Source organism: Nostoc paludosum FACHB-159, from assembly GCF_014698835.1.
In the GTDB taxonomy this organism is placed as follows: domain Bacteria; phylum Cyanobacteriota; class Cyanobacteriia; order Cyanobacteriales; family Nostocaceae; genus Nostoc; species Nostoc paludosum.
Genome location: NZ_JACJTU010000043.1, coordinates 26,296 through 48,266, shown reverse-complemented (window position 1 = coordinate 48,266; position 21,971 = coordinate 26,296). Strand labels below are relative to the sequence as shown.

At 39.9% G+C, this 21,971-nt stretch carries 12 protein-coding genes; 8 read left to right on the top strand and 4 right to left on the bottom strand.

Annotated features, from left to right (window positions below):
* Positions 1–36: 36 nt before the first annotated feature.
* A complete protein-coding gene (locus tag H6H03_RS29965; RefSeq protein ID WP_190958691.1) occupies positions 37–6,015 on the bottom strand; it encodes a translocation/assembly module TamB domain-containing protein in 5,979 nt (1,992 codons plus the stop codon).
* Positions 6,016–6,280: 265 nt separating this feature from the next.
* Between H6H03_RS29965 and H6H03_RS29960 the strand changes: the two genes are divergently transcribed.
* The 8 genes from H6H03_RS29960 (at position 6,281) to H6H03_RS29925 (ending at position 18,905) form a co-directional block, all read left to right on the top strand.
* Entirely contained in the window at positions 6,281–6,712 is a 432-nt protein-coding gene (locus H6H03_RS29960) for a DUF3110 domain-containing protein (RefSeq protein WP_190958709.1), read from the top strand.
* A 58-nt stretch (positions 6,713–6,770) separates the two neighbouring features.
* On the top strand, positions 6,771–7,697 hold the full coding sequence (murQ, locus tag H6H03_RS29955; RefSeq protein WP_190958690.1) for an N-acetylmuramic acid 6-phosphate etherase: 927 nt from the start codon (positions 6,771–6,773) through the stop codon (positions 7,695–7,697).
* A 643-nt stretch (positions 7,698–8,340) separates the two neighbouring features.
* On the top strand, positions 8,341–9,564 hold the full coding sequence (locus tag H6H03_RS29950; protein ID WP_190958689.1) for a response regulator: 1,224 nt from the start codon (positions 8,341–8,343) through the stop codon (positions 9,562–9,564).
* Between the two features lie 836 nt (positions 9,565–10,400).
* Positions 10,401–10,766 carry a response regulator transcription factor gene (locus tag H6H03_RS29945; RefSeq protein WP_096540184.1) on the top strand — a complete coding sequence of 122 codons (366 nt, stop codon included), beginning with the start codon at positions 10,401–10,403 and terminating at the stop codon, positions 10,764–10,766.
* Positions 10,767–10,884: 118 nt separating this feature from the next.
* Complete coding sequence (locus tag H6H03_RS29940) at positions 10,885–11,358, top strand: chemotaxis protein CheW (RefSeq protein WP_190958688.1); 474 nt, start codon at positions 10,885–10,887, stop codon at positions 11,356–11,358.
* An 84-nt stretch (positions 11,359–11,442) separates the two neighbouring features.
* Entirely contained in the window at positions 11,443–14,751 is a 3,309-nt protein-coding gene (locus H6H03_RS29935; protein WP_190958687.1) for a GAF domain-containing protein, read from the top strand.
* A gap of 96 nt (positions 14,752–14,847) precedes the next feature.
* Positions 14,848–15,240 carry a four helix bundle protein gene (locus tag H6H03_RS29930; protein ID WP_242058050.1) on the top strand — a complete coding sequence of 131 codons (393 nt, stop codon included), beginning with the start codon at positions 14,848–14,850 and terminating at the stop codon, positions 15,238–15,240.
* An 80-nt stretch (positions 15,241–15,320) separates the two neighbouring features.
* Complete coding sequence (locus H6H03_RS29925) at positions 15,321–18,905, top strand: hybrid sensor histidine kinase/response regulator (RefSeq protein WP_190958686.1); 3,585 nt, start codon at positions 15,321–15,323, stop codon at positions 18,903–18,905.
* A 126-nt stretch (positions 18,906–19,031) separates the two neighbouring features.
* On the opposite strand, the gene H6H03_RS29920 is transcribed toward H6H03_RS29925, so the two are convergent.
* From H6H03_RS29920 to H6H03_RS29910, 3 genes are all read right to left on the bottom strand, one after another.
* Positions 19,032–19,757, bottom strand: coding sequence for a Uma2 family endonuclease (locus H6H03_RS29920; RefSeq protein ID WP_190958685.1), 726 nt, complete (start codon positions 19,755–19,757; stop codon positions 19,032–19,034).
* A gap of 54 nt (positions 19,758–19,811) precedes the next feature.
* A complete protein-coding gene (locus H6H03_RS29915; RefSeq protein ID WP_313931954.1) occupies positions 19,812–20,705 on the bottom strand; it encodes an ABC transporter permease in 894 nt (297 codons plus the stop codon).
* 134 nt (positions 20,706–20,839) lie between these two features.
* Entirely contained in the window at positions 20,840–21,925 is a 1,086-nt protein-coding gene (locus H6H03_RS29910; RefSeq protein ID WP_190958684.1) for an ABC transporter substrate-binding protein, read from the bottom strand.
* Between the last annotated feature and the right edge of the window lie 46 nt (positions 21,926–21,971).

Here is a 21,971-nt window from a genome sequence, read left to right as displayed (position 1 = left end):
CTCTTTCCTTCTGCCTCCTGCCTTCACAACCACCTCTTAAAACCGTGTTTGATACTCGACTACGGCACGACTATCATCAGTTAAATTAGTGGAAGCACGGACACGAAATTCATCGTTTATCCGATAATTAACCCCCCATTGGAAGGGATCATTTGTTGTTAAAATTTTGATGCTAGAAACGGATATCTTAGAAGTAATATCAACTCCGGCTTCGGCTGCTAATTCCAAAGTTGAATTGCTTCTTCCCGCTTCAGGATTCTCAGAAATAATGGTAGGAAATATCCGCAGTTCGCTTAAACCAAAGGTACTACCAATCTGATTAAAAGCTGACTGAAAATTGTTGAACACAGCTGAACCGGCGATGTTAATTAAACCCAAAGTACTGTCGCCACGTCCTTGGGTGTCTACAAACCCACCTCCCAAAAGAGCAACAATTTCGGTTTGGCTACGTGACGGACTGCTTGTGAGTTCTAGATTTTCATTTAGTTTGCTGGCGAGACCATTAATAGTAGCTTCGACTCGAACACTTTCTAAAGCTGATAAACCTGTGGTATTTATTCGGCTGAAATCATTACCTTGAGTTACGTCTAGTACCTTAGCAAATAGCCGAATATCCAAGTTTGGGTCGCGGGGTTGGGAAGGACTAAAAGTTGCAGTGTGTTTATAGCCACGAACAAGGTTAAATTGGGTAGTAAATAAATTCACTCCACCTTTTTCTAATCGGATAGTACCATCGGGTACTGGCTGATTGATTGAGCCGTTGACTATGAGATTACCACTAGCGCGGAAGCTAAGAATAGGTGGACGGGTAATTTGAACGTTTTTACCTAGTTCTAAATCTAGATTATTAAATCTGGCAATGCCTGAGGGCAAAGCTGGAATTTTCGTTTGATTCTGCTTATTGGCTTTTGTGGATGATAAGCCAAGACCGCTATCATTTGCAGATGTATCAGTGTCGGTAGATTCTGCTAGCAATACCTGACCGTCAAATAAATCTACTCTACCGCCTATTAGGGGGTTGAGGGCAGAACCAGTAATCTGCAAATTCCCGCTAGCACCTCCTTGGTAAAGTCCTTTGAGATTCAGTGTTAGCTGTTCGAGATTAATGGTTAGAGGATTGTTGATAGCCACTTTTTCATTGTTAAAGATGGGAATTTCTCCAGCAACTTCTACCTTTCCTCGGCTAAATCTACCTTGAAGATTTTCTACTAAGATGCGGTCAAAATTAAACAGCACTTTACCTGTAACACGTCTGAGTTTACCCGGCAAAGCTTGGGTTGAGAAAGTAGCATTATTAACAGTGGCAATTCCATCTACCTCTGGTTGTTGCAATGTTCCGCGCACCTTCAGGTCTACTTGTCCTTCACCTTTCTCAAACACCACTTGATTAGTTAATGCGTTTAACAGTCCTAATCCTTCGTTTTCTAATTTCATATCCAAACTGATTTGGTCGCTGTCTGGTGCCACCGTTGCAAAAGGCAATTTATATGGTATGCTGCCAGTAATATCCACTGGTTGTGGCCCGCTAACTGCAACAGTACTACCAAAGTTTAAGCGTCCATTGGCATAGCTGAAACTTGCGGTTGCTAACTGTATTGGGTTCTGATTTAGTGTTCCTTCTGTAATTTGTAATTCCCCTCTGGCTTGGGGATTAGCAATACTACCTGCTAAAGCTGCTGTAGCGTTTACATTACCTGTAATGCCAACTGGCAATTTCACAAAATTATTCAAAACTTGTACGGGAAAATTATTCACCCGCAATTGACCAGATTGTTCATCACCGCCAATGTTACCTGTGAAGGCAATCAGCCTGTTTTGAGATTCGATGCGTAAAGGTCGCAAACTCAAAACGCCGTTTTCAAAGTTGCCTTCGGCAATCAATTTTTCGGCAGTATAATAACGGCTGCGTTCTTCTTTTTTACCCCAGGCAAAGTTTTCTCCATTCAAATTAAATTGCACTGCCAATCCATTGCTGCCAGATGTATCTAGAGCTACTTCCCCGTTGAAAGTACCTTTTAAGTCAGCTAAATCCGGTATGGGGCTAGAATCAAGTCGTTGTTGTTCCTCTTCTGCTACCAAGGCTTCAATTTCAGAAAATCGCTGGAGTTGGTTCAATAAAGGCTGATTTGACCAGCCTTGGGGATTGGTGGCCAGATCCGCTGCTGTGCCGTAGTTTTGGTTTGAACCACCTTGTAAATCCTGTAAATCAAAGACCTGCGCTACAGCCAGAACATCTTCGATTTTGCCTTGGTTGACATTGAGTTTGCCTTTTAGTTGGGGGCCTTGAGCTGTTTGGGCAAAAGTACCAACAGCAGCATAAATACTGCTACCTTTGATAAATTGGCTACTAGTTAGGGTAGCGTTACCATTACTGTAACGGAATTGAGCCGCTAAACGATCGCCCTTTAATCGTCCAATTTCTGGGTTAGCGATCGCTAAATTTCCATTTGTTGCAAATGTCTCTTGATTAAAAAGCAAATCCCCTGTTAATAATCCAGCTATTTTTCCAGTACCGAGACGAGTACTTGGAGGTGGTGACAAATTCAATATTTGTAAGGGGAAGTTTGCGACTTTGAGCGTCCAATCATTTCCTCGAACATTACCTGATGCCGATGCTTCCTGCCATTGTACTAAAAAGGATTTTGGGCGATTATTGGCATCTAAATTGAAAGCAAGGCGATCGCGATTTCCTGCCAAATTCAAACTCGACCCGCGTCCCTGTACTGTGTTGATATTTCCAGTTAACAGCGGCTCAAAAGCAATATCTTGAACAACAAAGTCTCGTAAATTAATTTGTCCGACTACATTTGGCAGAGGTAGCTTGCCAGTAACTTGTCCGTTAAAATCGACTCTCCCCGCCACTGCAACCTGATTCGGAAGATTGACGGGTAACTGTTTTAAGTCGTAATTTTCGGCTTGGATATTCAGATTTAGAGCAGTAATTTCCGGTATCCCTGGTTGTTTGGCGTTGGCTAATATGCTACCAGTAACATTTAAACCGGGGGCAGTTGCTTGCTCAATGGTCAGCCTTTCACCATTCCAAGCGATCGCAGCTGTCAGTGGTCGTTCAAGACCGGGAAGGCCTTGGGATAACTGCACCTGTCCAGCAGCACGCACATCAGCTAATTGAGAGGATGCCAGCGTGCCAGCTAATTGCAACTTGCCGCCAAATTGACCGCGCAATTGTTGATTTAACCGACTTAATTCCACACCGGAAGCATCAATAATTCCTTGATAGCGACCATTCGCTACTTGAATATTAGAAGCTGCGATCGTACCGCCTGCAACATTTATTTGTCCTTGGCCAACGGCTTGGATTGTTTGGGGTTGAAAGGACTCAACAGAACCCGCAACGTTGGCTTGACCAGTTAACGTTCCTCGCAATTGTGGCGGTACTGCTGCCAACTGCTGCAACGGTACGTTATTTGCCTGAACTCGTGCTTGGTATACACCATTACCCACTTGGATATTAGAAGCTGCGATCGTTCCACCGCCAACATTTATTAGTGCTTGACCGTTGGCTTGAATTGCTTTTGGTTCAAAAGAATCAACTAATCCCGCAACGTTGAACTGACCATTTAACGCACCTTGAAACTGCGGTGGTACTGCTGCTAACTGGCGCACAGGTACATTGTTAGCCTGGATTTGCGCTTGGTATGCACCATTAACAAGTTGGATATTAGAGGCTGTAATTATCCCACGCCCAACATTTATCCGTGCTTGACCGCTGGCTTGGATGGCTTGCGGTTGAAAAGATTCAACAGAACCCGCCACATCCAGTTCACCACTTAACGCGCCTTGAAACTGCTTTGGTACTGCTGCTAACTGCTGCACTGGCACATTCTTCGCCTGGACTTGCGCCTGATATAAACCATTAACAAGCTGGATATTTTTCGCTGTAACCGTACCGCCGCCAATGGCAAGGCGACCTTCCCCAGTGCCACGCAGAGTTTTTAGACTGAAATTATCTCTGTTACCTGCGATTTGGAATGTACCTGCCAAAGGATTATTTAAAGCTGGGGGAGACTGTTTCAATATTTGTCCCAGCCGCACATTATTAGCTACAAGTTGAGCAGAGAAATTTTGGTCTTGGAGTTGGATATTAGAAACTGCAACTGTACCGCCACCAATGTTTACTGCTGCACCTTGAGTGCGAATCGTGGCAATTTCAAATGGTGCTGTGCTGCCTGAGAGGATGAGACGGCCATTAAATTGTGCCCCTGCCAAAGAGACATTTTGCAGTTGATTTGTATCTACAAAACGTTGCACCTGTACCCCAGAGGCCACAGCAACAGCTTGCCAACGCTCATTGGCGTAACTACCATTAGCCCGGACTGTACCACCACCGACATTTAGAGCAACATTGCGGAAAGAGACGGTACGATTGGGAGCGATGCCCACTTCCCCAGTTCCCGGATAAGTTCCGTTAGGCGCTTGGAATTGTACCACAGTTTGGACATTGGTAGCAGCACCGAATAATTGGGCTGTAGCGGAGAGATTACCAATTTGGAAATTGGGCGTTGTTTCGTAAACTTTGGCGATCGCATCCCCTGGAACGTTCTTAGCTGCGAAATTCAAATCCAATCGCGGATTTTTACCAATTTCAATTGTGCCAGTTCCTGTAATCTGACCGCCGACTTTCGCAAATCCTTGAATATCTTTGAGAGTAATTAAAGACGAACTACTAACAAGCTGAAATTTACTACTAATACTATTAAAATCGAGCTTGTCAATTCGGGCAGTTTGGATCGTGGCAACTTTGCCTGAAAGAATTGGCTCTTTAGTCGATCCAGTAATCTGCAAATCTGCTTGTACTTGTCCAGCTACAGGTACAGGTAGTTTTACCTTGAGAGTACTTAGAGCATTCGCTAAACTCACCGCATTTACACGCGCTGCTAAGTTGAAGCCTGCTTGAGTGTCAATGATTCCCTTAGCCACCAAGGGAATTTTGCCATAATTGCTAGTAACATTATCTAACTGCAATTGGGTTCCCTGGAAGCGTAGGTTTCCTTGGCTATTGCTCAACACTTGCGGCACTTTCGGCAATTCAACCGTTACCCCTTCCACAGCAGCACTACCAAACAATAAAGTCGGCTGTTGCGGTGTCAACTGAACCAACAAGTCACCATTAACTCGACCCGCTTGTAAATTCACTGGTAACTCAATCAGGCGAGTAATATCCGCAGCCAGGAAATCTTGTACTCGCAACTGCAAATTTCCTGCTAATGCCTTAGAACGAGTATCTCCCTGGATGGAAATACTGCCACCACTGTCTGCTTGACCTCGGACTTCCAACCGGATCAGCTGATTGTTTGCTAAAAGTTGAGCAGAGCCGCTGAGTTGGGAAAATGATACGGGAGATGAAGAAGACGCGGAGAGTGGGAGACGCGGTGACACGGTGAGAGAACTCTTTGCGTCGCCGCGTCTCCCTGTCCCCGCGTCCCCTTTTGCGTCCCTGCGTCCCTGCGTCCCCGCGTCCTCTTGCCCCCTGTTCTGCGGCATTAACGCCAACTTGGCATTGCGAAACCGCAGTTTATCCAAATCCGTTTTAATAACGCCGCCTTCACCTGATGATGCGATTTCAGTGGAAACCCAGCGCCCTTGGTTATCCTGTTCGATGTAAATATCTGGATTGACTAAGGTAACATCTAGCTTGAGGTGGCGGTTAAAAATTAACTGCAAGAGGTCAAAAGTCACTTCCACAGCTTCGACTGTGGCGCGATCTGGATCTGTGGCTGTGGCGGGGATTGCCGAAGCACCAAACTGCACTCCCGTCAAGGAAAATTCTGTGACTCTTCCCAGTTCTACTGGGCGGTTGAGTGTTGTAGTGAGACTTTGTTGCGCCAAAGGCGTTAACTCTTTTTGGACAAAAATCCATAACCGCCAAATACCGCCGACAATTCCAATCAGCAAAATTCCCCCCAAAGCAATGCCACCGCGACTCAACACCAGCAACCACGGACGCTGACGAATCGGAGAAGGGGAGTAACGGTCTTGATTGGGAGATTTAGTCATTTCCTTTCACTGTATTAATTGCCGGATGCAGCGAGGACGCACAAGCATTAACTGGCACATTGATTCAGTATGCCATTTCCAGCATACGTTAACTGACCTTAAGACCTCATGGGTTAAGTTACGGCATTTTCTCGATCCAATACTTATGCTCAATGATGTTGGCGTTTTCAGGAAAATCTCAATAAAGTGAAAATTCTAAGTGTGACTTTCCCTGATGCACAACCTAGAACTTTAATATAAATAGATCTAGATCTGAAAATCATAGATAATTACATTTATGCGTGTTTTTGTGTTAATGTTTAATGCTGGAACCGAAAATGAGGGGATTCACACGATTCGGAAAGGCGATCACAATACAATTCTGATGTTCGAGTCAGAAGACGACGCCACGCGCTATGCCCTGATGCTGGAAGCTCAAGATTTCCCCACTCCTACACCAGAGGCGATCGATGCTGAGGAAATCCAACAATTTTGCGAAAGTGCCGGATATGACTGGGAAATCGTCCCAGAAAACAGTAATTTAGTTGTCACCCCGCCAGAAGTTAACGTTGAAGAAACCGACTGGCAACCAGATGTCCAAAAAGAAGATGATATTCCTGAGGACTTCTTGGATTCCAACCAAGAGCCACCAGAAGAACCAGAATTGTCTAATTCTGAATTAGACAAAATTCGTCGCCAATTGGAAGGATTATTGTAATTGGGCATTGGGCATTGGGCTAATGACTAATGACTAATGACTAATAACAAGGGGACAAATGACAAACTTACAGGAACGCGGGCATCTTTTAACTGAACTAGTAAATCCTAACAGTCTGAACCTAGACCAGCTGAGTTCTCTGGAATTGGTGGAGCTGTTTAATAATGAAGATCAAAAGGCAGTGGCGGCAGTTGCAGCGGCGAAAGTTGAGTTGGCACAAGCCATTGAACGCACCGCAGAGCGTTTGCACCAAGGAGGACGCTTATTTTATGTTGGTGCGGGTACAAGTGGTAGATTAGGGGTATTAGATGCTGCCGAGTGTCCCCCTACTTTTTGTACGCCTCCAGAGTTGGTACAGGGAATTATCGCTGGTGGTGCTGGTGCGCTGGTACGCAGTTCTGAAGATTTAGAAGACAGCATCGAAGATGGTGAAACTGCGATCGCAGGACGCCAGATTACACAGTTAGATGTGGTAGTTGGCATCACAGCCGGTGGAACAACGCCATACGTCCACGGTGCCCTGAATGCAGCTCGTCAGCGGGGAGCCGCTACTATTTTTATCGCCTGTGTTCCCACCGAACAAGTTAGCTTTGATGCCGATATTGACATTCGCCTATTAACAGGGCCAGAAATCGTTGCTGGTTCAACTCGCCTCAAAGCTGGTACAGCCACAAAATTAGCTTTAAATATCCTCTCCACTGGGGTGATGGTCAAGCTGGGTAAAGTTTACGGCAATCGCATGGTGGATGTGGCGGTGACAAATCAAAAGCTACGCGATCGCGCTTTGCGAATCTTACAAGACCTCACAGGTTTAAGCCGGGAAGCTGCTGGTTTTTTATTAGAACGTAGTGGCAAGTGGGTAAAGCTAGCTCTATTAATGCACTGGACTGGTTTAGAAAAAGAGGAGGGCGATCGGCTTCTTGCTCAACACCAAGGTAATCTCAGAGCAGCCGTTGTCAGCCACAAAAACCACAACCAAGCCTGATAACTGCTGCATACTAACAGTTAGCAAGACTCTTAATAATCCGACAGGGGGCACTGTTTACAAGTGAAAATCAGGGTTTGAGTGAACCGTAAGCAGTGCCTACTCCATAACGCTGGATTGCTATTTCTAATTGTTAGAATACTAATTGTTAGAATAGCTACCAAATATCAGCGGCAAACTAATAGCGATCGTAGACTTTTTAATAATATATTAATATTTGTTGATTTTAAGAAATCTTTCTTATTATATTCTCTTGAGAATCAGAATCAATATGAAAAATATCTGGAATATAAAATGCTATTTTTTTGAAAAATAATTCAGAACTTGTACGGATATGTTTTGGTATGATAATCATTAAAATGAACTATCGATACTGAAATAATTTTGGTGATGTAGGCTATAGCAACTCAAGTTTAGTGATGAAATATTAGCAGAAAAACCACGTATGGCGATCGTAAACATCTGCTAAATAAATCATTTACTAGCAATACTGTTACTATATTCCTTATTTATCTTGTTTTTAATAATTTTAATTTAGTCTGCTATGTAATTAATATATTTGCACTTATCAACATATTTGCTGACCACTATATAGCTAGTGTGGGTTTTTCACGAGCTAGCTTTTTAAGAAAAGGAACAAAATATGGCCCAGTCGGAATTGATGGTTTCAAATAACTTAGTGAATGAATTTAAAACTTGTACTCAACTACAATACAATGGCAAATTAAATATTAAAAGTTCAAAGGGGAGCCAATGGACTTTTTACTATCGCTTAGGACGCATAGTTTGGGCAACAGGGGGAACTCATCCCTTTCGGCGCTGGCGTAGAAACATGCTTCAAAATTGCCCCCAGATTGACGTTGATAAATTACAGTTGCGCTCCCAAGACGTGTCAATAGATTACTGGGATTATCGCCTAATAGAAATCTTGCATAAAAAACAGAAAATCCAGAGGGAACAAATTCAGTCTATTGCCGAAAACACCATAACAGAATTATTATTTGACCTAGCTTTGCAAGCAAATTTCGCTTCTATCACTTGCAATCGTAGCCAAGAGGTTATTTTAGAAACACCAATAAATTTCACGAGTGCAGAAATGTCTGTCAAGCATATGCAAGATTCGTGGAAAATCTGGTCAGAAGCTGGTTTAGCAAATTTTTCTCCTGACTTAGCACCTGTTGTGCGACGACCAGAACAACTCCAGCAAATAGTGAGTCCATCTGTCTACAAAAACTTTGTCAATTTAATCAACGGTAAATTTACTCTGCGAGATTTAGCCGTGAAAATGAAGCAAAGTCTACTACCCCTAACTCGTTCATTGCTTCCTTATATTCTCAAAGGAATTATTGAATTGGTGGAAGTAGCTGACTTACCTTTTGTAGCGAGTGAGGTCAACAATAAAGCTGTCACCCCACAACCCAAGAAGCCAAATGTTCCACTTGTAGCCTGCGTGGATGATAGTCCGCAGGTTTGTAAAATGCTAGAGGAAATTATTACTTCCAACGGACTAAGATTTGTCAAAATTGAAGATGCAGTACAAGCTCTACCAACCCTGATTCAAGACAAACCAGACTTGATTTTCTTGGATTTAATTATGCCAGTCGCCAGTGGTTATGAAATCTGTACTCAGTTGCGACGAATATCTGCCTTCGCCAATACGCCAGTGATTATATTAACAGGCAGCGATGGTCTTTTAGATAGAGTTCGTGCCAAGGTGGTCGGTTCTACAGATTTTCTGACTAAACCTGTAGTGGCTGATAAGGTAATGGGTATAGTACGAAAATATTTACCGACATCGAGTGTATCCATTGACAAAAATAAATCGAATGTAGAGGTTTTTAATCAGCAAGTTAGTAATTTTTCTTGATGATTAATCATCAGATTGTTTAATTAACTCAAAAATTTGATTTTTCGACATGAGAACGTTAATTAGGACTAGCCATAACAAAAATTTTTACCAACACATAGACTTGCCAATCTCAGTGGTAATTAACTTACTGGGGTGATGAATAAAAACTCAGAATCCAGAATTTAAAAGAGATAATTAGGTGTGGTTTGAAACCGCATCTAATTTTTTTACTTATTCATATGATTTTTAGCTGAAACCTTACAGTTTAGATTAGCGTTTTGAAGGACAGAAATTTTTATTAAAACTGATTTTAAATTAATGAAGTACGCAAGTTAAATCCTAAAGGCAGATATCAACGCTGTTTTAGTTTTAAATTCCGTATTCTACTGCGTCAAAGATTTAGTAGAGACCTGAGCTAACTTATTCATGTATTAATTAGCCATAGATAATGTAAATCTTAATTTCTGAATTATTGACGACTCAAGCTATTTTATGTTCCAGAAAAAGTCTGAAATTATGTTTGTTACGTACTTTTTCTGAGGTTTATATATAAAGCTTGAATCAAAATTAGATAAATACAAGTTTTTGTATTTATAGCAATTCTATTTGAGTTGTAAAATATTGGTTGCGGCAAAGAGGTTAATATGCCAGTCTCTAGTCACTTCCATATATTTGTTCACAAATACTATAGGATTTGTATTGCTAATTTGAATGTGCCAATTTGAGATTTTTGAGTGAGTTAAAATCTCAAAACCTTTAGTTGTGTCCTAAGAGTCGGTGCAGTAAATCCAAAATTATTTGCTTCATAGTTCAGTTGTATTTACATTTTGAGAAAGATCTAATAGGTAGTTGCCATGAATACTGTTTTAGTTGTTGAAGATGGCTTAACTGATATGGAAATAATCAGCCGTTACTTACAACAGGCAGGTTATTCTGTGATTAGTGCCACAAGTAGCGAGGAAGCTCAAGACAAAATCGATAAAAATAAGCCTGATTTAATATTTCTTGATGTAATTTTACCAGGGAAAAGTGGTTTTGAAATTTGCCGCGAACTGAAAAATAACCCCAACACTAGCAAAATTCCTGTGGTTTTTTGTTCTACAAAAAATAGTGATGTAGATAAAATTTGGGGTAATATGTTGGGCGCTGAAGGCTATTTATCTAAGCCAGTCGATCGAGAGGAATTACTAGGAATTCTCAAACGATTAATTAATAATTAATTTTTGCCATTCCCAGCATATTAAAGTCACGATTTTTAATTGATCGCCTTTACAATCTTAAACTCTAAGTGGAAATAGTGGCTGAATAAAAAATATCAATTACAAAGGATTGCTAACTTTGGAAACCAAGAAAAAATTTTTAAGTTTTAATTTGGGAGTAAAGGATACAGCCGTAATTTCTTTAGAACACATCACAGAAGTCGTACAAGTATCATTGCCAGAAATATGTGGGGTTCCTCAGATGCCAAGTTGCGTCTTGGGTATCTATAACTGGCGCGGTGAGATGCTTTGGTTAGTAGATTTAGATGCAATGTTAGGTTATCCTCCAATTTCCCAAAGCTCAAATTTATTATCAAAAATGATGGCGATTGTTCTAGAAAGTGAAAGTAAGTATTTGGGGCTGTTAGTCAGACAACTTATCGATATTGAATGGTTAGATACTAACCAAATCAAAGCTCCAAGTGCCGAATTATTTTATCCGAAAATTTCACCTTTTTTGCAGGGTTATTTTATTAATGATGCAAAGGATATGATGTTTAATTTGGATGCAGCAACGATTATCGACGCTCCTATGTGGGGAGTTCAAAATTAAAAATTCCGTAGCAAGCAAATACCAAATTGATTTTAAATTCCAATTATCTAATTATCAGTCATAACAAGTTGTGAGGTAGGTTCAATGACATTTTTGTATCACAATAACTCTGAGAACGAGCGTTTAATCCCTGAAGTGGAAAATCAGAATGGTAGCCCTAGTGTAGCCAATATTGCTAGCGATGAAATTTCTTTGTTAAATGCGATCGCTCAAGAATTTAAAACTTGGCGCCGACAGTTGCATGACATTGCAATTCATATGCGACAAGCCACGGATTTTAATACTTTACTTAAAATTACTGTAACACAAATTAGAGAAAAAATTGGCTGCGATCGCGCTTTAATTTATCAGTTTAATTCCCTAGAATCAGGTAATGTCTTAGCAGAATCTAGAACGCTAGGTTGGACGCCTACTTTGGGTGAAAATATTCCTGGGATTGTTTTTGGTTTATATACTAATCAAGACTATTTAGAATCTGTAGCTATTGATGATACCAGCCAGATACAACTGACGCCCCATCAAAAGCAACTACTAGAAAAATATCAAATCAAAGCTAGTTTGACTTTACCAATTTTAGTAGAAGGTAAAGTTTGGGGATTATTAGCAGTAAATAATTGCTCCTCTCCCAGGCAATGGCAAGAAGGGGAAATTAGCTTACTTTATCAAATTGCCAGAGAATTAACTTACAGATTGCATAACTTTGAATTTGAAAAAGAACTGCAACAGCAAACACAAGCCAAGAAATCAGCAGCTAAAGTCATTGATAAGATTCTGCGAATATCAAATGTTGATAAACTTTTCCAAGCAACCACTCAAGAAATCCGCCAGTTATTAAAATGCGATCGCGTTGGTGTTTATCGCTTTAGACCTGACTGGAGTGGGGAGTTTGTTTCAGAATCAGTCGGCAATAATTGGGTAAGAATGGTCGGCCCTGATTTTAAAATGGTCTGGGAAGATACCCACTTGCAAGAAACCCAAGGAGGACGTTACGCCAAAGGTGAAACTTTTGTAGTTAAAGACATTTATCAAACGGGACACGCTCAATGTCACATTGATATTTTAGAGCAATTCCAAATGATGGCTTACATCATTGCACCCATATTTTCTGGGGAAAAATTATGGGGTTTGTTGGCAGCTTATCAAAATTCTGGCCCTCGTGATTGGCAACCTTGGGAAGAAAGCTTTTTAACTCAGATTGGTTTGCAATTTGGTGTGGCTATTACCCAAGGAGAATATCTCGAACAAGTACAGACAAAATCCGAGCAACTTTCTCAGATAATTGAACAAGAAAAAACCGTAACTAAGACAGTCAACCGCATTCGACAATCCTTAGATATAGAAAGCATTTTTAAAACAACTACTCAAGAAGTACGGCAATTATTAAAATGCGATCGCGTTGTAGTTTTTCGCTTTAATCCCGATTGGAGTGGTGAATTTGTCGCCGAATCAGTGGGTAATACTTGGACAAAATTAGTAGGCCCTGGTATTAGAACTATCTGGGCAGATACCTACATGCAAGAAAACCAGGGAGGGCGATATACCAGAGGTGAAAGCTTTGTTGCTCATGACATCTATGAAGTGGGTCATTCTCCTTGCCATATTGAGATGTTAGAGCAATTTGAAGTTAAAGCTTATGTGATTGTTCCTGTATTTTGTGGAGAAAAGTTGTGGGGATTATTAGCAGCTTATCAAAACTCCGGCCCTCGCGATTGGCAACCTTGGGAAGTTAACTTTTTAGTGCAGATTGGCTTGCAATTTGGTGTAGCAATCTCACAAGCAGAATATATGGAACAACTGCGAGTGAAATCTCAACAACTGACTCAGTTCGCCGAACAAGAAAAATCAGTTACAAAGATAGTTAACCGCATTCGACAATCTTTAGAAGTAGAAGAAATATTTAAAATAGCTACTCATGAAGTACGCCAATTGCTAAGATGCGATCGCGTCGGTGTTTATCGCTTTCAACCTAACTGGAGTGGTGAATTTGTAGCTGAATCAGTGGGTCATAATTGGGTAAAACTCGTAGGCCCTGACATCAAAACTGTTTGGGAAGATACCCATTTACAAGAAACCCAAGGAGGTCGATATGCCCAAGGTGAAAACTTTATTGTCAATGACATCTATAAAGTAGGCCATTCGCCTTGCCATATTGAAATTTTAGAACAGTTTGAAGTTAAAGCTTATGTCATTGTTCCTGTATTTGCAGGAGAACAATTGTGGGGCTTGCTAGCAGCTTATCAAAATTCTGCAACTCGTGATTGGCAACAATCGGAAGTCACTTTGTTAGCACGTATTGGTAGCCAGTTTGGGCTAGCATTACAACAAACTGAATACTTGCAACAGCTACAAGCACAGTCCAAAAAATTAGCAGAAGCAGCTGAACGGGAAAAAGCAGCTAAAGAATTACTCCAACAAAGATCGATTCAACTTCTAACAGCACTCAGGCCAGCTCTCAACGGTGATTTAACAGTACGCGCACCGATTACAGAAGATGAATTAGGCACCATCGCAGATGCCTACAACAATACTCTACAAGCACTACGGCAAATAGTTCTTCAAGTACAAGCAGCAGCCCAAAAAGTTGCTCAAACTTCCGGCAATAGTGATGCTTCACTGGCGGAACTAACCAATTCAGCGCAACATCAATCTGAAGAACTTACCGCAGCTTTAGGCGACATTAAACAGATGGTGGACTCTACTCAAGCAGTGGTGGCGAACGCCCAGTTGGTGCAAGTTGCAGTACAACAAGCCAATCAAACTGTAGAGTCTGGCGATACGGCGATGAACTTAACCGTCAAAGCCATTCAAGGAATTCGTGAAACCGTTGCCCAAACCAGCAAAAAGATTAAACGTCTGAGTGAATCTTCGCAAAAAATCTCCAAAGTCGTGAATTTGATTGGTAATTTTGCCACGCAGACAAACGTTTTAGCTTTGAATGCAGCCATCGAAGCCACCCGCGCAGGTGAATATGGCAAAGGCTTCGCAGTTGTAGCTGATGAAGTGCGTTCTCTATCTCGCCAGTCAGCAGCAGCAACCATCGAAATTGAAAAATTAGTCCAAGAGATTCAAACAGAAACTGGGGAAGTTGCAGTGGCGATGGAAACTGGTATTCAGCAGGTAGTGGAAGGCACAAATCTAGTAAGTGAGACTCGCCAAAACTTAAATGCGATCGTTTCTGCAACTGCTGAAATTAGCCAGTTAATCGAGGGAATTACCGCAGCAACTCAACAACAAATGACCCAATCTGTAACAGTAACTGCATCAATGCAAGATGTTGCTGAGATTGCCAATAAAACTTTTGCAGAATCTCAAGAAATTGCTACTGTCTTTCAAGAATTATCAGGAATGGCGCAAGAGTTATTAACTACTGCAAGTAAATTCAAAGTCAGCTGATAAAAGTTAGGAGTTAAGAGTTAGGAGTTATAGGGACAAAGCACTCGATCTCATACTAGGATTTTCAAATGTTTTGTCCAGATTGAATTTTGAGTTTTGAGTAAAAAAATAGGAGTAAAATTGGCAGAAAGTATTATTCAACGCAAAAGTTTTGAATTTGCTTTGAAAATTATTGATTTATATATTAAACTGCAAGAGCAGCGAGAATATGTACTTTCTAAACAGCTACTACGAAGTGCAACAAGTATTGGTGCAAATGTTGAAGAGGCTAGCGGTGGTCAGAGTAGAAAGGATTTTTTAGCGAAAATGTATATTGCATACAAAGAAGCTAGGGAAACAAAATATTGGCTACGTTTACTACAAAAATCCAATCTAGTAAATATTGATTTAACGAATGAACTGATGTATGTAGATGAAATCATTCGGATTTTGAGTTCAATAGTCAAAACAACAGAGGATTCAATTAATAGAGTAACTCCCCACTCCTAACTCCTAACTCCTAACTCATAACTCCTAACTCCTAACTCCTAACTCCTAACTCCTAACTCATAACTCCTAACTCATAACTTATGATTACCGACACTTCAATTCGCGAACAAGGATACATTTATTTTCTAGCAGAAGCCCCGGAATTAGTTCAGATTATTGAACAAGAATTATTTAGCTTATCTGAAGGTTATAGTACTGCTAAAATTCATAATTTAATGCGGGCTACCCATACACTCAAAGGTGGCGCTGCTAATGTTGGGCTAGAAGTAATTAAGACGATCGCCCATTTTTTAGAAGATGTATTTAAGGCTTTATATAATCCAAAGGTAGTGATTGATGATGAATTACAAACGCTTATAATACAAGCTTATGAATGTCTGAGCATAGCATTAAATACTGAGCTAATAGGAAGTACTGTTAATGATGAAGAACTACTCCAACGCTCAAGTTCAGTTTTTGCACAGCTGCAAGAAAAATTGGGTGATGCGTTTGGTGCTGAGACTCATATTCCTACTTCTGAAGAGTTGGGATTTGATATTGTACAGTCTGTTTTTGAAGTGGGAGTAGAGCAACGTCTAAATACTATTGCCGAAGCTATTAACAATCCACCAAACAATGCCGAATTTATTGAATTTTTACAATCTCAAGCCGAGGTATTTCTTGGTTTAGCAGAATCTCTAAATTTACCTGGATTAGGTGAAATTTCTCAAATAATTATGTCAGCACTGCAAGCAAACCCGACACAGGTGCAGCAAATTGCAGAAATCGCCCTTGCAGATTTGCAAGAAGCACAAAAATTGGTACTAGCAGGCGATCGCACTTCTGGCGGACAAGCTTCTCTCAGTTTGCAACAATTCACAAAAGTCGCAAATAATCAAGGTTATGAAGAATTAGAAAATAATTCTGATTTTGAGACAATTATCTTTAATGAAGAACAATTTTATCAGTTTTTAACTACATCAGATAACAATAAAGATGAATCTGTAAAACCAACTACTGCAAAGTTTTATTTAAAAATTATTCGCTACATTTTTGGCTGGTTTAATCAACAGATGGAAATTCCCAAGTCAGAACTTAGTTTGGCTTTACTAGTTCCGAATTTACCGACAAACAATCTGCTCAATTATGTTGAAAATTGGTTGACACAATTTCTAGCTTTTGTCCAAGAGGAAGAAGATAGCCAAAGTCTTTGTATTTATCGTAATGGTATAATTTTAATCATTTTGTTTGCAGTTGCTAAATTTCAATATTATATTGATAAATCTGATACTTACCTCACTGTAGTCAAAATTTTGCAAAACAAGATTTATAAATTAGCAAAAAAATATAAAAACTATCCCCCTGTAACTAGCAAAGAGAAAAATTGGCTTGATAGTCCCAAGTTACAAAGTCTGCTAGTTTTTAAAGAAGTATCTAAATCTGCATCTTCTGAAACTAGCGATAATCTTCTAGAAGTAATATGGGGAGAAGAAGCTGACAAAAAGGTTATTGCTGAAGTTGTGGCTACCGAAACTGTGGATTCTTTGAAACAGATAGATATTCCACAAGGAATTATTGAAACTATTGGTGATTCATCTCAATCAATTAACCACGAAATAGAAGAGAAATCGCAATATTCACAAAATAAAAATTCTCGTCAACCTTCTTTTATTCGAGTAGACACAGATAAATTACAAAACCTGAATTATTTAGCAGGAGAATTGCTGATTTCCCAAAAAAGGCGGGCTTTGCAAGATGAACAAATTCAAGAAATAATCGAGCGATTAATGCAGCGACTCGCTAAACAACAAACAATTTTAAATGAATTACGCGATTTACCATTACAAATGCAAAATTTTGGTTCGCAACAAACACCAAATTTTGCGGTGAAGTTTGACTCTCTAGAAATGGATGTATATACAGAATTTCAGATGACATTGCATGAAGCAATAGAAGAGACACTGCAACTCCAAGAAACCACAGAGTCTCTTGACTTGCTTGTGACTCAAGCCGCTCAAATCAGTGGTAGTAAAGAAAATTTAACTCTAAATATTATAGATAATTTAGTAGAAGCACGAATGTTGCCTTTGGGCAATATCTTGAATCGTTTCCCCCACATGGTGAATAAGTTGGGGAATGTTTATGCCAAGCTTGTAGAATTAAAACTTTGTGGAACAGAAGTACTAGTTGATAAAGCGATCGCCGAAAAACTCTACGATCCTTTGTTACACTTAGTGCGTAATGCTTTTGACCACGGTATTGAACCTCCACACATTCGCCGGGAGTTGGGCAAACCAGAACGAGGTTTAATTGAAATCTGCGCCTATCATCAAGGTAGCCAAACTGTTATCGAAATCCGGGATGATGGACAGGGATTAAATCTAGAAAGCATTCGCAGAAAAGCTGTTGAACTTTATCACATCCAAACTGAAAGCAAAGCTAAAAGCTATGCTGAGAATCTAACGGAACCTGAACTTTTAGATTTGATATTTTCGCCAGGATTTTCCACTGCTAATAAAGTTAGTGAAATCTCTGGACGCGGTATGGGTTTAGATATTGTACATACTCAGATGAACGCACTCAATGGTTCAGTTTCAGTTGAATCTTTACCCAACCAAGGAACAACATTTATACTCAAAATTCCTTTTTCTATGACTACTGAAAAACTTATGCTAGTTCAAGCTAGAGGTATTGTTTATGCCTTGCTTTTGGACAGGATCGAAAAAATATTGATTCCTACTGATGAGCAGATCAAAGAAATCGAAGGTAAAAAAGTTTTGCATTGGAATGTAGACGAAGATGAGACGATGGTCAGCCTGCGTCAACTTTCAGAGTTGCTTTCTTATCATGGTTCATTATTTAATAGTCCTACTCCATACAACACATCAAATAATCACGATCCAAATATAAATAAAAATCCAGTGCTTTTGCTGCGGAGAAATCAAGGGCTGTTTGCTTTAGAAGTTGACCAAATAATTGGCGAACAAGAACTAGTAATCAGACCTTTAGGAAATGCGATCGCTCCACCAAAATATATTTATGGTTGTAGTAGCTTAGCTAATGGTAACCTCATTTTAGTGATTGATGCTTCATTGCTGCTAGAGTCAGCCGATATCCAACAAACAACACTTGACATCATCGGGTTACCAACAGCCTCTTCTGCAAACAAAAAATCTTTGCCAATATCATCAACACAAACTTTTCCTCCTACACCATTACAAGATAATGATACTATAGAAACCCAATCTAGCTATTCTCTAGACTCCAAAAATCCAACACCAAAAGTTATCTTAGTAGTAGATGATGCCATTAGTCTGCGCCAAACTATTTCTTTGACTTTGCAAAAATCTGGCTATCAAGTAATACAAGCTCAAAATGGTGTAGAAGCTTTAGAGAAGTTACAGTTACATCCAGAAATTCAAGTTGTTATCTCCGATTTAGAGATGCCAAGAATGAATGGTTTTGAATTTTTAAGTAATTTACGTCAACATCCCAATTTTGCTAAAATTCCTGTAGTGATTCTCACTTCTCGCAGTGCTGAGAAACATCGCCAGCTAGCCAAAGAGTTGGGTGCAAATGGTTACTTGACTAAGCCTTATTTAGAGCATGAGTTTCTCTCAAAAATTAAAAATTTAATTAACAGCACCACAGATGATTTGAATCATTTACTTATGGTGGCACATTAAATTAATTTGATTTTAATTGGGGGTTACCGGGAAGTTATGAGTATGAGCTGAGGTTAAGTGATACCAGATTGTGGTGATAAGCATTGTCTAACTATCAAGTGTATCAATCCTTGAAACGCGATCGCCTTAATTACCAGGTAGATTATTTGGATCTACACCTAGAGACCGTAAATACTCGGCTAACTGTTCAGCCCTTATTCGTTCTTGTTCAGCCCTTATTCGTTCTTGTTGTGCTTGTTCTGCGTCTGTCAAATAGCGATTTCCTTGCTCATCATACCAAGATAAAAACTCTTGTTGTATCCCGGCAATTACAGCTTGGTGTCGTCCAATACCTAAGCCAATTTCTGGCATGAAATAAGGTTCGCCTATTTGTAGTTGGTAGCTTCCATCTATCAATTTATACACTTCAAATGGTTGATGTTGGTCGCGCCGCCAAAACTCAGGGTTGTAAATTACGTAGTACAATACACCGAGTTTTTTATATATATCTAGCTTTTCGTCGTATTCACCTCCTGGGGTGTGAGATACCATTTCTAATGTCAGTATTGGAACTACCCAATTTTCTTCCCAAACAGCGTAACTTTTGCGAGACTTACCACCTTTTTTCCGTTCTACTCCCAGGCTCAAAAAAGCATCTGGGACTACAGGAACTCTAGGATGTACTCCTGTGGTGTGGTAGACTCCCATATCTACCCCAAAGTACCAATCCATACGGTTTGCCCAAATGGAGTTGAGCAAGAAAAGTAAAATGTTGGGTAAAAAATTTTGGTCTTCGTTATCCACTGGTGTATCGTCTGAACAGGGAAGTTCGTCAGTAGTTGGTAACGCATTTTTGAGATCGGGTGAGAGCATAACCTTTGTCTCGCTGGCGTTCGATGCCCTTATTATAGGTGAATGATAAAAAGTTTAACGTTTAGGTGTAGCTTCACCAAACTTAATTAAAAGAGCGATCGCAATACTCACAATTAAAATTAATGTCATACTCAAAGCTGAACCAAATCCCCAATTTTGAGTTGCTCCCAAAAACTGGTTATAAACTAATCGTGCTGCTGTCATACTAGAAGCACCACCAAGTAATTCTGGGTCGGTAAAATCTCCCAAGCCTGTGATAAATACAAGCATCGAACCAGCTGCAATTCCTGGCAAAATTTGAGGTATAGTTACTTTTAAAAAAGCTTCCACAGGATTTGCGCCTAAATCTGCTGCTGCTTCTAACAAACGCTTATCTAGCTTTTCTAAAGAGGCATATAAAATTAAAACCATATAGGGTAATAGGCTGTAACTCATACCAATTAATACAGCGGTACTTGTATTAAGCAATTCCAAAGTAGGCAAGCTGAAATAGCTTAATACACTATTCAATAAACCACTAGGGCGAAGAATTGTAATCCAAGCATAGGAACGCAATAACGAAGAAGTCCACAAAGGCAAAACGAAGCCTAATATCAGCAAATTTCGCCACCGCTTCGGTGCAACCACAGCAATCCAATAGGCCACAGGGAAGCCTAAAATTAAACAAATGATTGTAGTGCCAAAAGCTAAAAATAGCGATCGCACGATTACTTGTAAGTAAAGAGGGTCAAATATTCGGATGTAGTTTTTCAATCCATTGGGATTAACCACATCTCCTGGTCGAATGTCAGCAACCAAACTTAACTCGAAAATTATTAAACTTGGCAGCACCAACAAAAGTAATAACCAAATTCCTGACGGTGCAAGTAATACTAAAGGTTGCAGCCAACTCCCTCGCGGACGATGCAATTCTTCTATTTTTGGAATATCATTTTTTTCAATATTTATCACTTTTAACTTCTAACTCCTAACTCCCAACTCCTAACTCCTAACTCCCAACCCCCAACCCCCAACTCCCAACTCCCAACTCCCAACTCCCAACTCCTAACTCCCAACTCCTAACTCCTAACTCCTAACTCTATTTAACTACTAGTTAATTGAGTCCAGTAGCGTTCGTAAACTTCTTCAAATTCTCCTACAGGACTGATCCGTTGGCAATTTGCTAAAAGTGACTCTGGGGGAAACAAATTATAATTGTTTTGTATTCGTTTTGGCAATTGCTCGAATCCAGCACTATTAGGCGTAGAAATATTTAGACGTTGACTGATTTGGGCTGCTACTTCTGGTTGCAAAATCATATTAATCCAAGCATAGGCTCCAGCTAAATTAGGGGCTGTTTTAGGAATTACAATAGTGTCTGTCCATAATGAAGAACCGCTGCGGGGAATCACATATTTGAATTTAGGATTTTCTTTAGAGATTTTCACGGCATCTGCTGAATAACACATTGCTAAAACTAAATCTCCTCCGAGAATTTGATTTTGCCAAGCATCTGTATCAAAAGCAGCGATCGCAGGTTTGAGCACTTTCAATTTATCATAAGCTTGTTTGATTTCTAATTCGTTTTTAGAGTTATAAGAATAACCTAACATCCGCAATACTGCACCCATGACTTCTCGCACATCATTGAGCAAAGTCATCCGCTTATTAAGTTTGTCTTGATTTTGCCAAAGATAATCCCAATCTTCGGGAGTATCTTGGAGTTTTTCAGAATTATAAATAAAGCCTGTTGTGCCCCAATTAAAAGGAATACTATAACGGTTATTGGGGTCATATATAGGATTAGAAAAGCGGGAAAATAAATTTTCTAGACCAATTAGGCGATCGTGATTGATTTCTATTAATAAACCTTTATCTACCATCTTCTGCACCATATAATCAGATGGGTAGATAATGCTGTAAGCGCTACCGCCTCCAGCTTGTAACTTAGCCAGCATCACATCGTTAGAATCATACACATCCGCCAGCACTTTCATGCCAGTTTGAGTACTAAAAGTTTTTAGTAATTGTTTGTCAGTATATTGCGTCCAAGTATAAATATAAAGTTGGTCACTTCGACCAGAAGTAGTAGAATTAGCACGTACTTGGGCTAGCCTCCAACCGCAACTCGTTAAAGGCAAGCTAGAAAGTGCTGCTAGTCCTTTTAAAAATTGTCGTCTTTTAGTCATTCGTCTTTTAAAAGAAAGTTAACATTTAAAACCAAGCCACTACAGT

Bases quoted from the DNA above. Each gene is read 5' to 3' on its own strand.
- H6H03_RS29965 (WP_190958691.1), bottom strand. From the start codon at position 6,015: ATGACTAAATCTCCCAATCAAGACCGTTACTCCCCTTCTCCGATTCGT.
- H6H03_RS29910 (WP_190958684.1), bottom strand. From the start codon at position 21,925: ATGACTAAAAGACGACAATTTTTAAAAGGACTAGCAGCACTTTCTAGC.
- H6H03_RS29950 (WP_190958689.1), top strand. From the start codon at position 8,341: ATGGCCCAGTCGGAATTGATGGTTTCAAATAACTTAGTGAATGAATTT.
- H6H03_RS29925 (WP_190958686.1), top strand. From the start codon at position 15,321: ATGATTACCGACACTTCAATTCGCGAACAAGGATACATTTATTTTCTA.
- H6H03_RS29935 (WP_190958687.1), top strand. From the start codon at position 11,443: ATGACATTTTTGTATCACAATAACTCTGAGAACGAGCGTTTAATCCCT.
- murQ (WP_190958690.1), top strand. From the start codon at position 6,771: ATGACAAACTTACAGGAACGCGGGCATCTTTTAACTGAACTAGTAAAT.
- H6H03_RS29920 (WP_190958685.1), bottom strand. From the start codon at position 19,757: ATGCTCTCACCCGATCTCAAAAATGCGTTACCAACTACTGACGAACTT.
- H6H03_RS29945 (WP_096540184.1), top strand. From the start codon at position 10,401: ATGAATACTGTTTTAGTTGTTGAAGATGGCTTAACTGATATGGAAATA.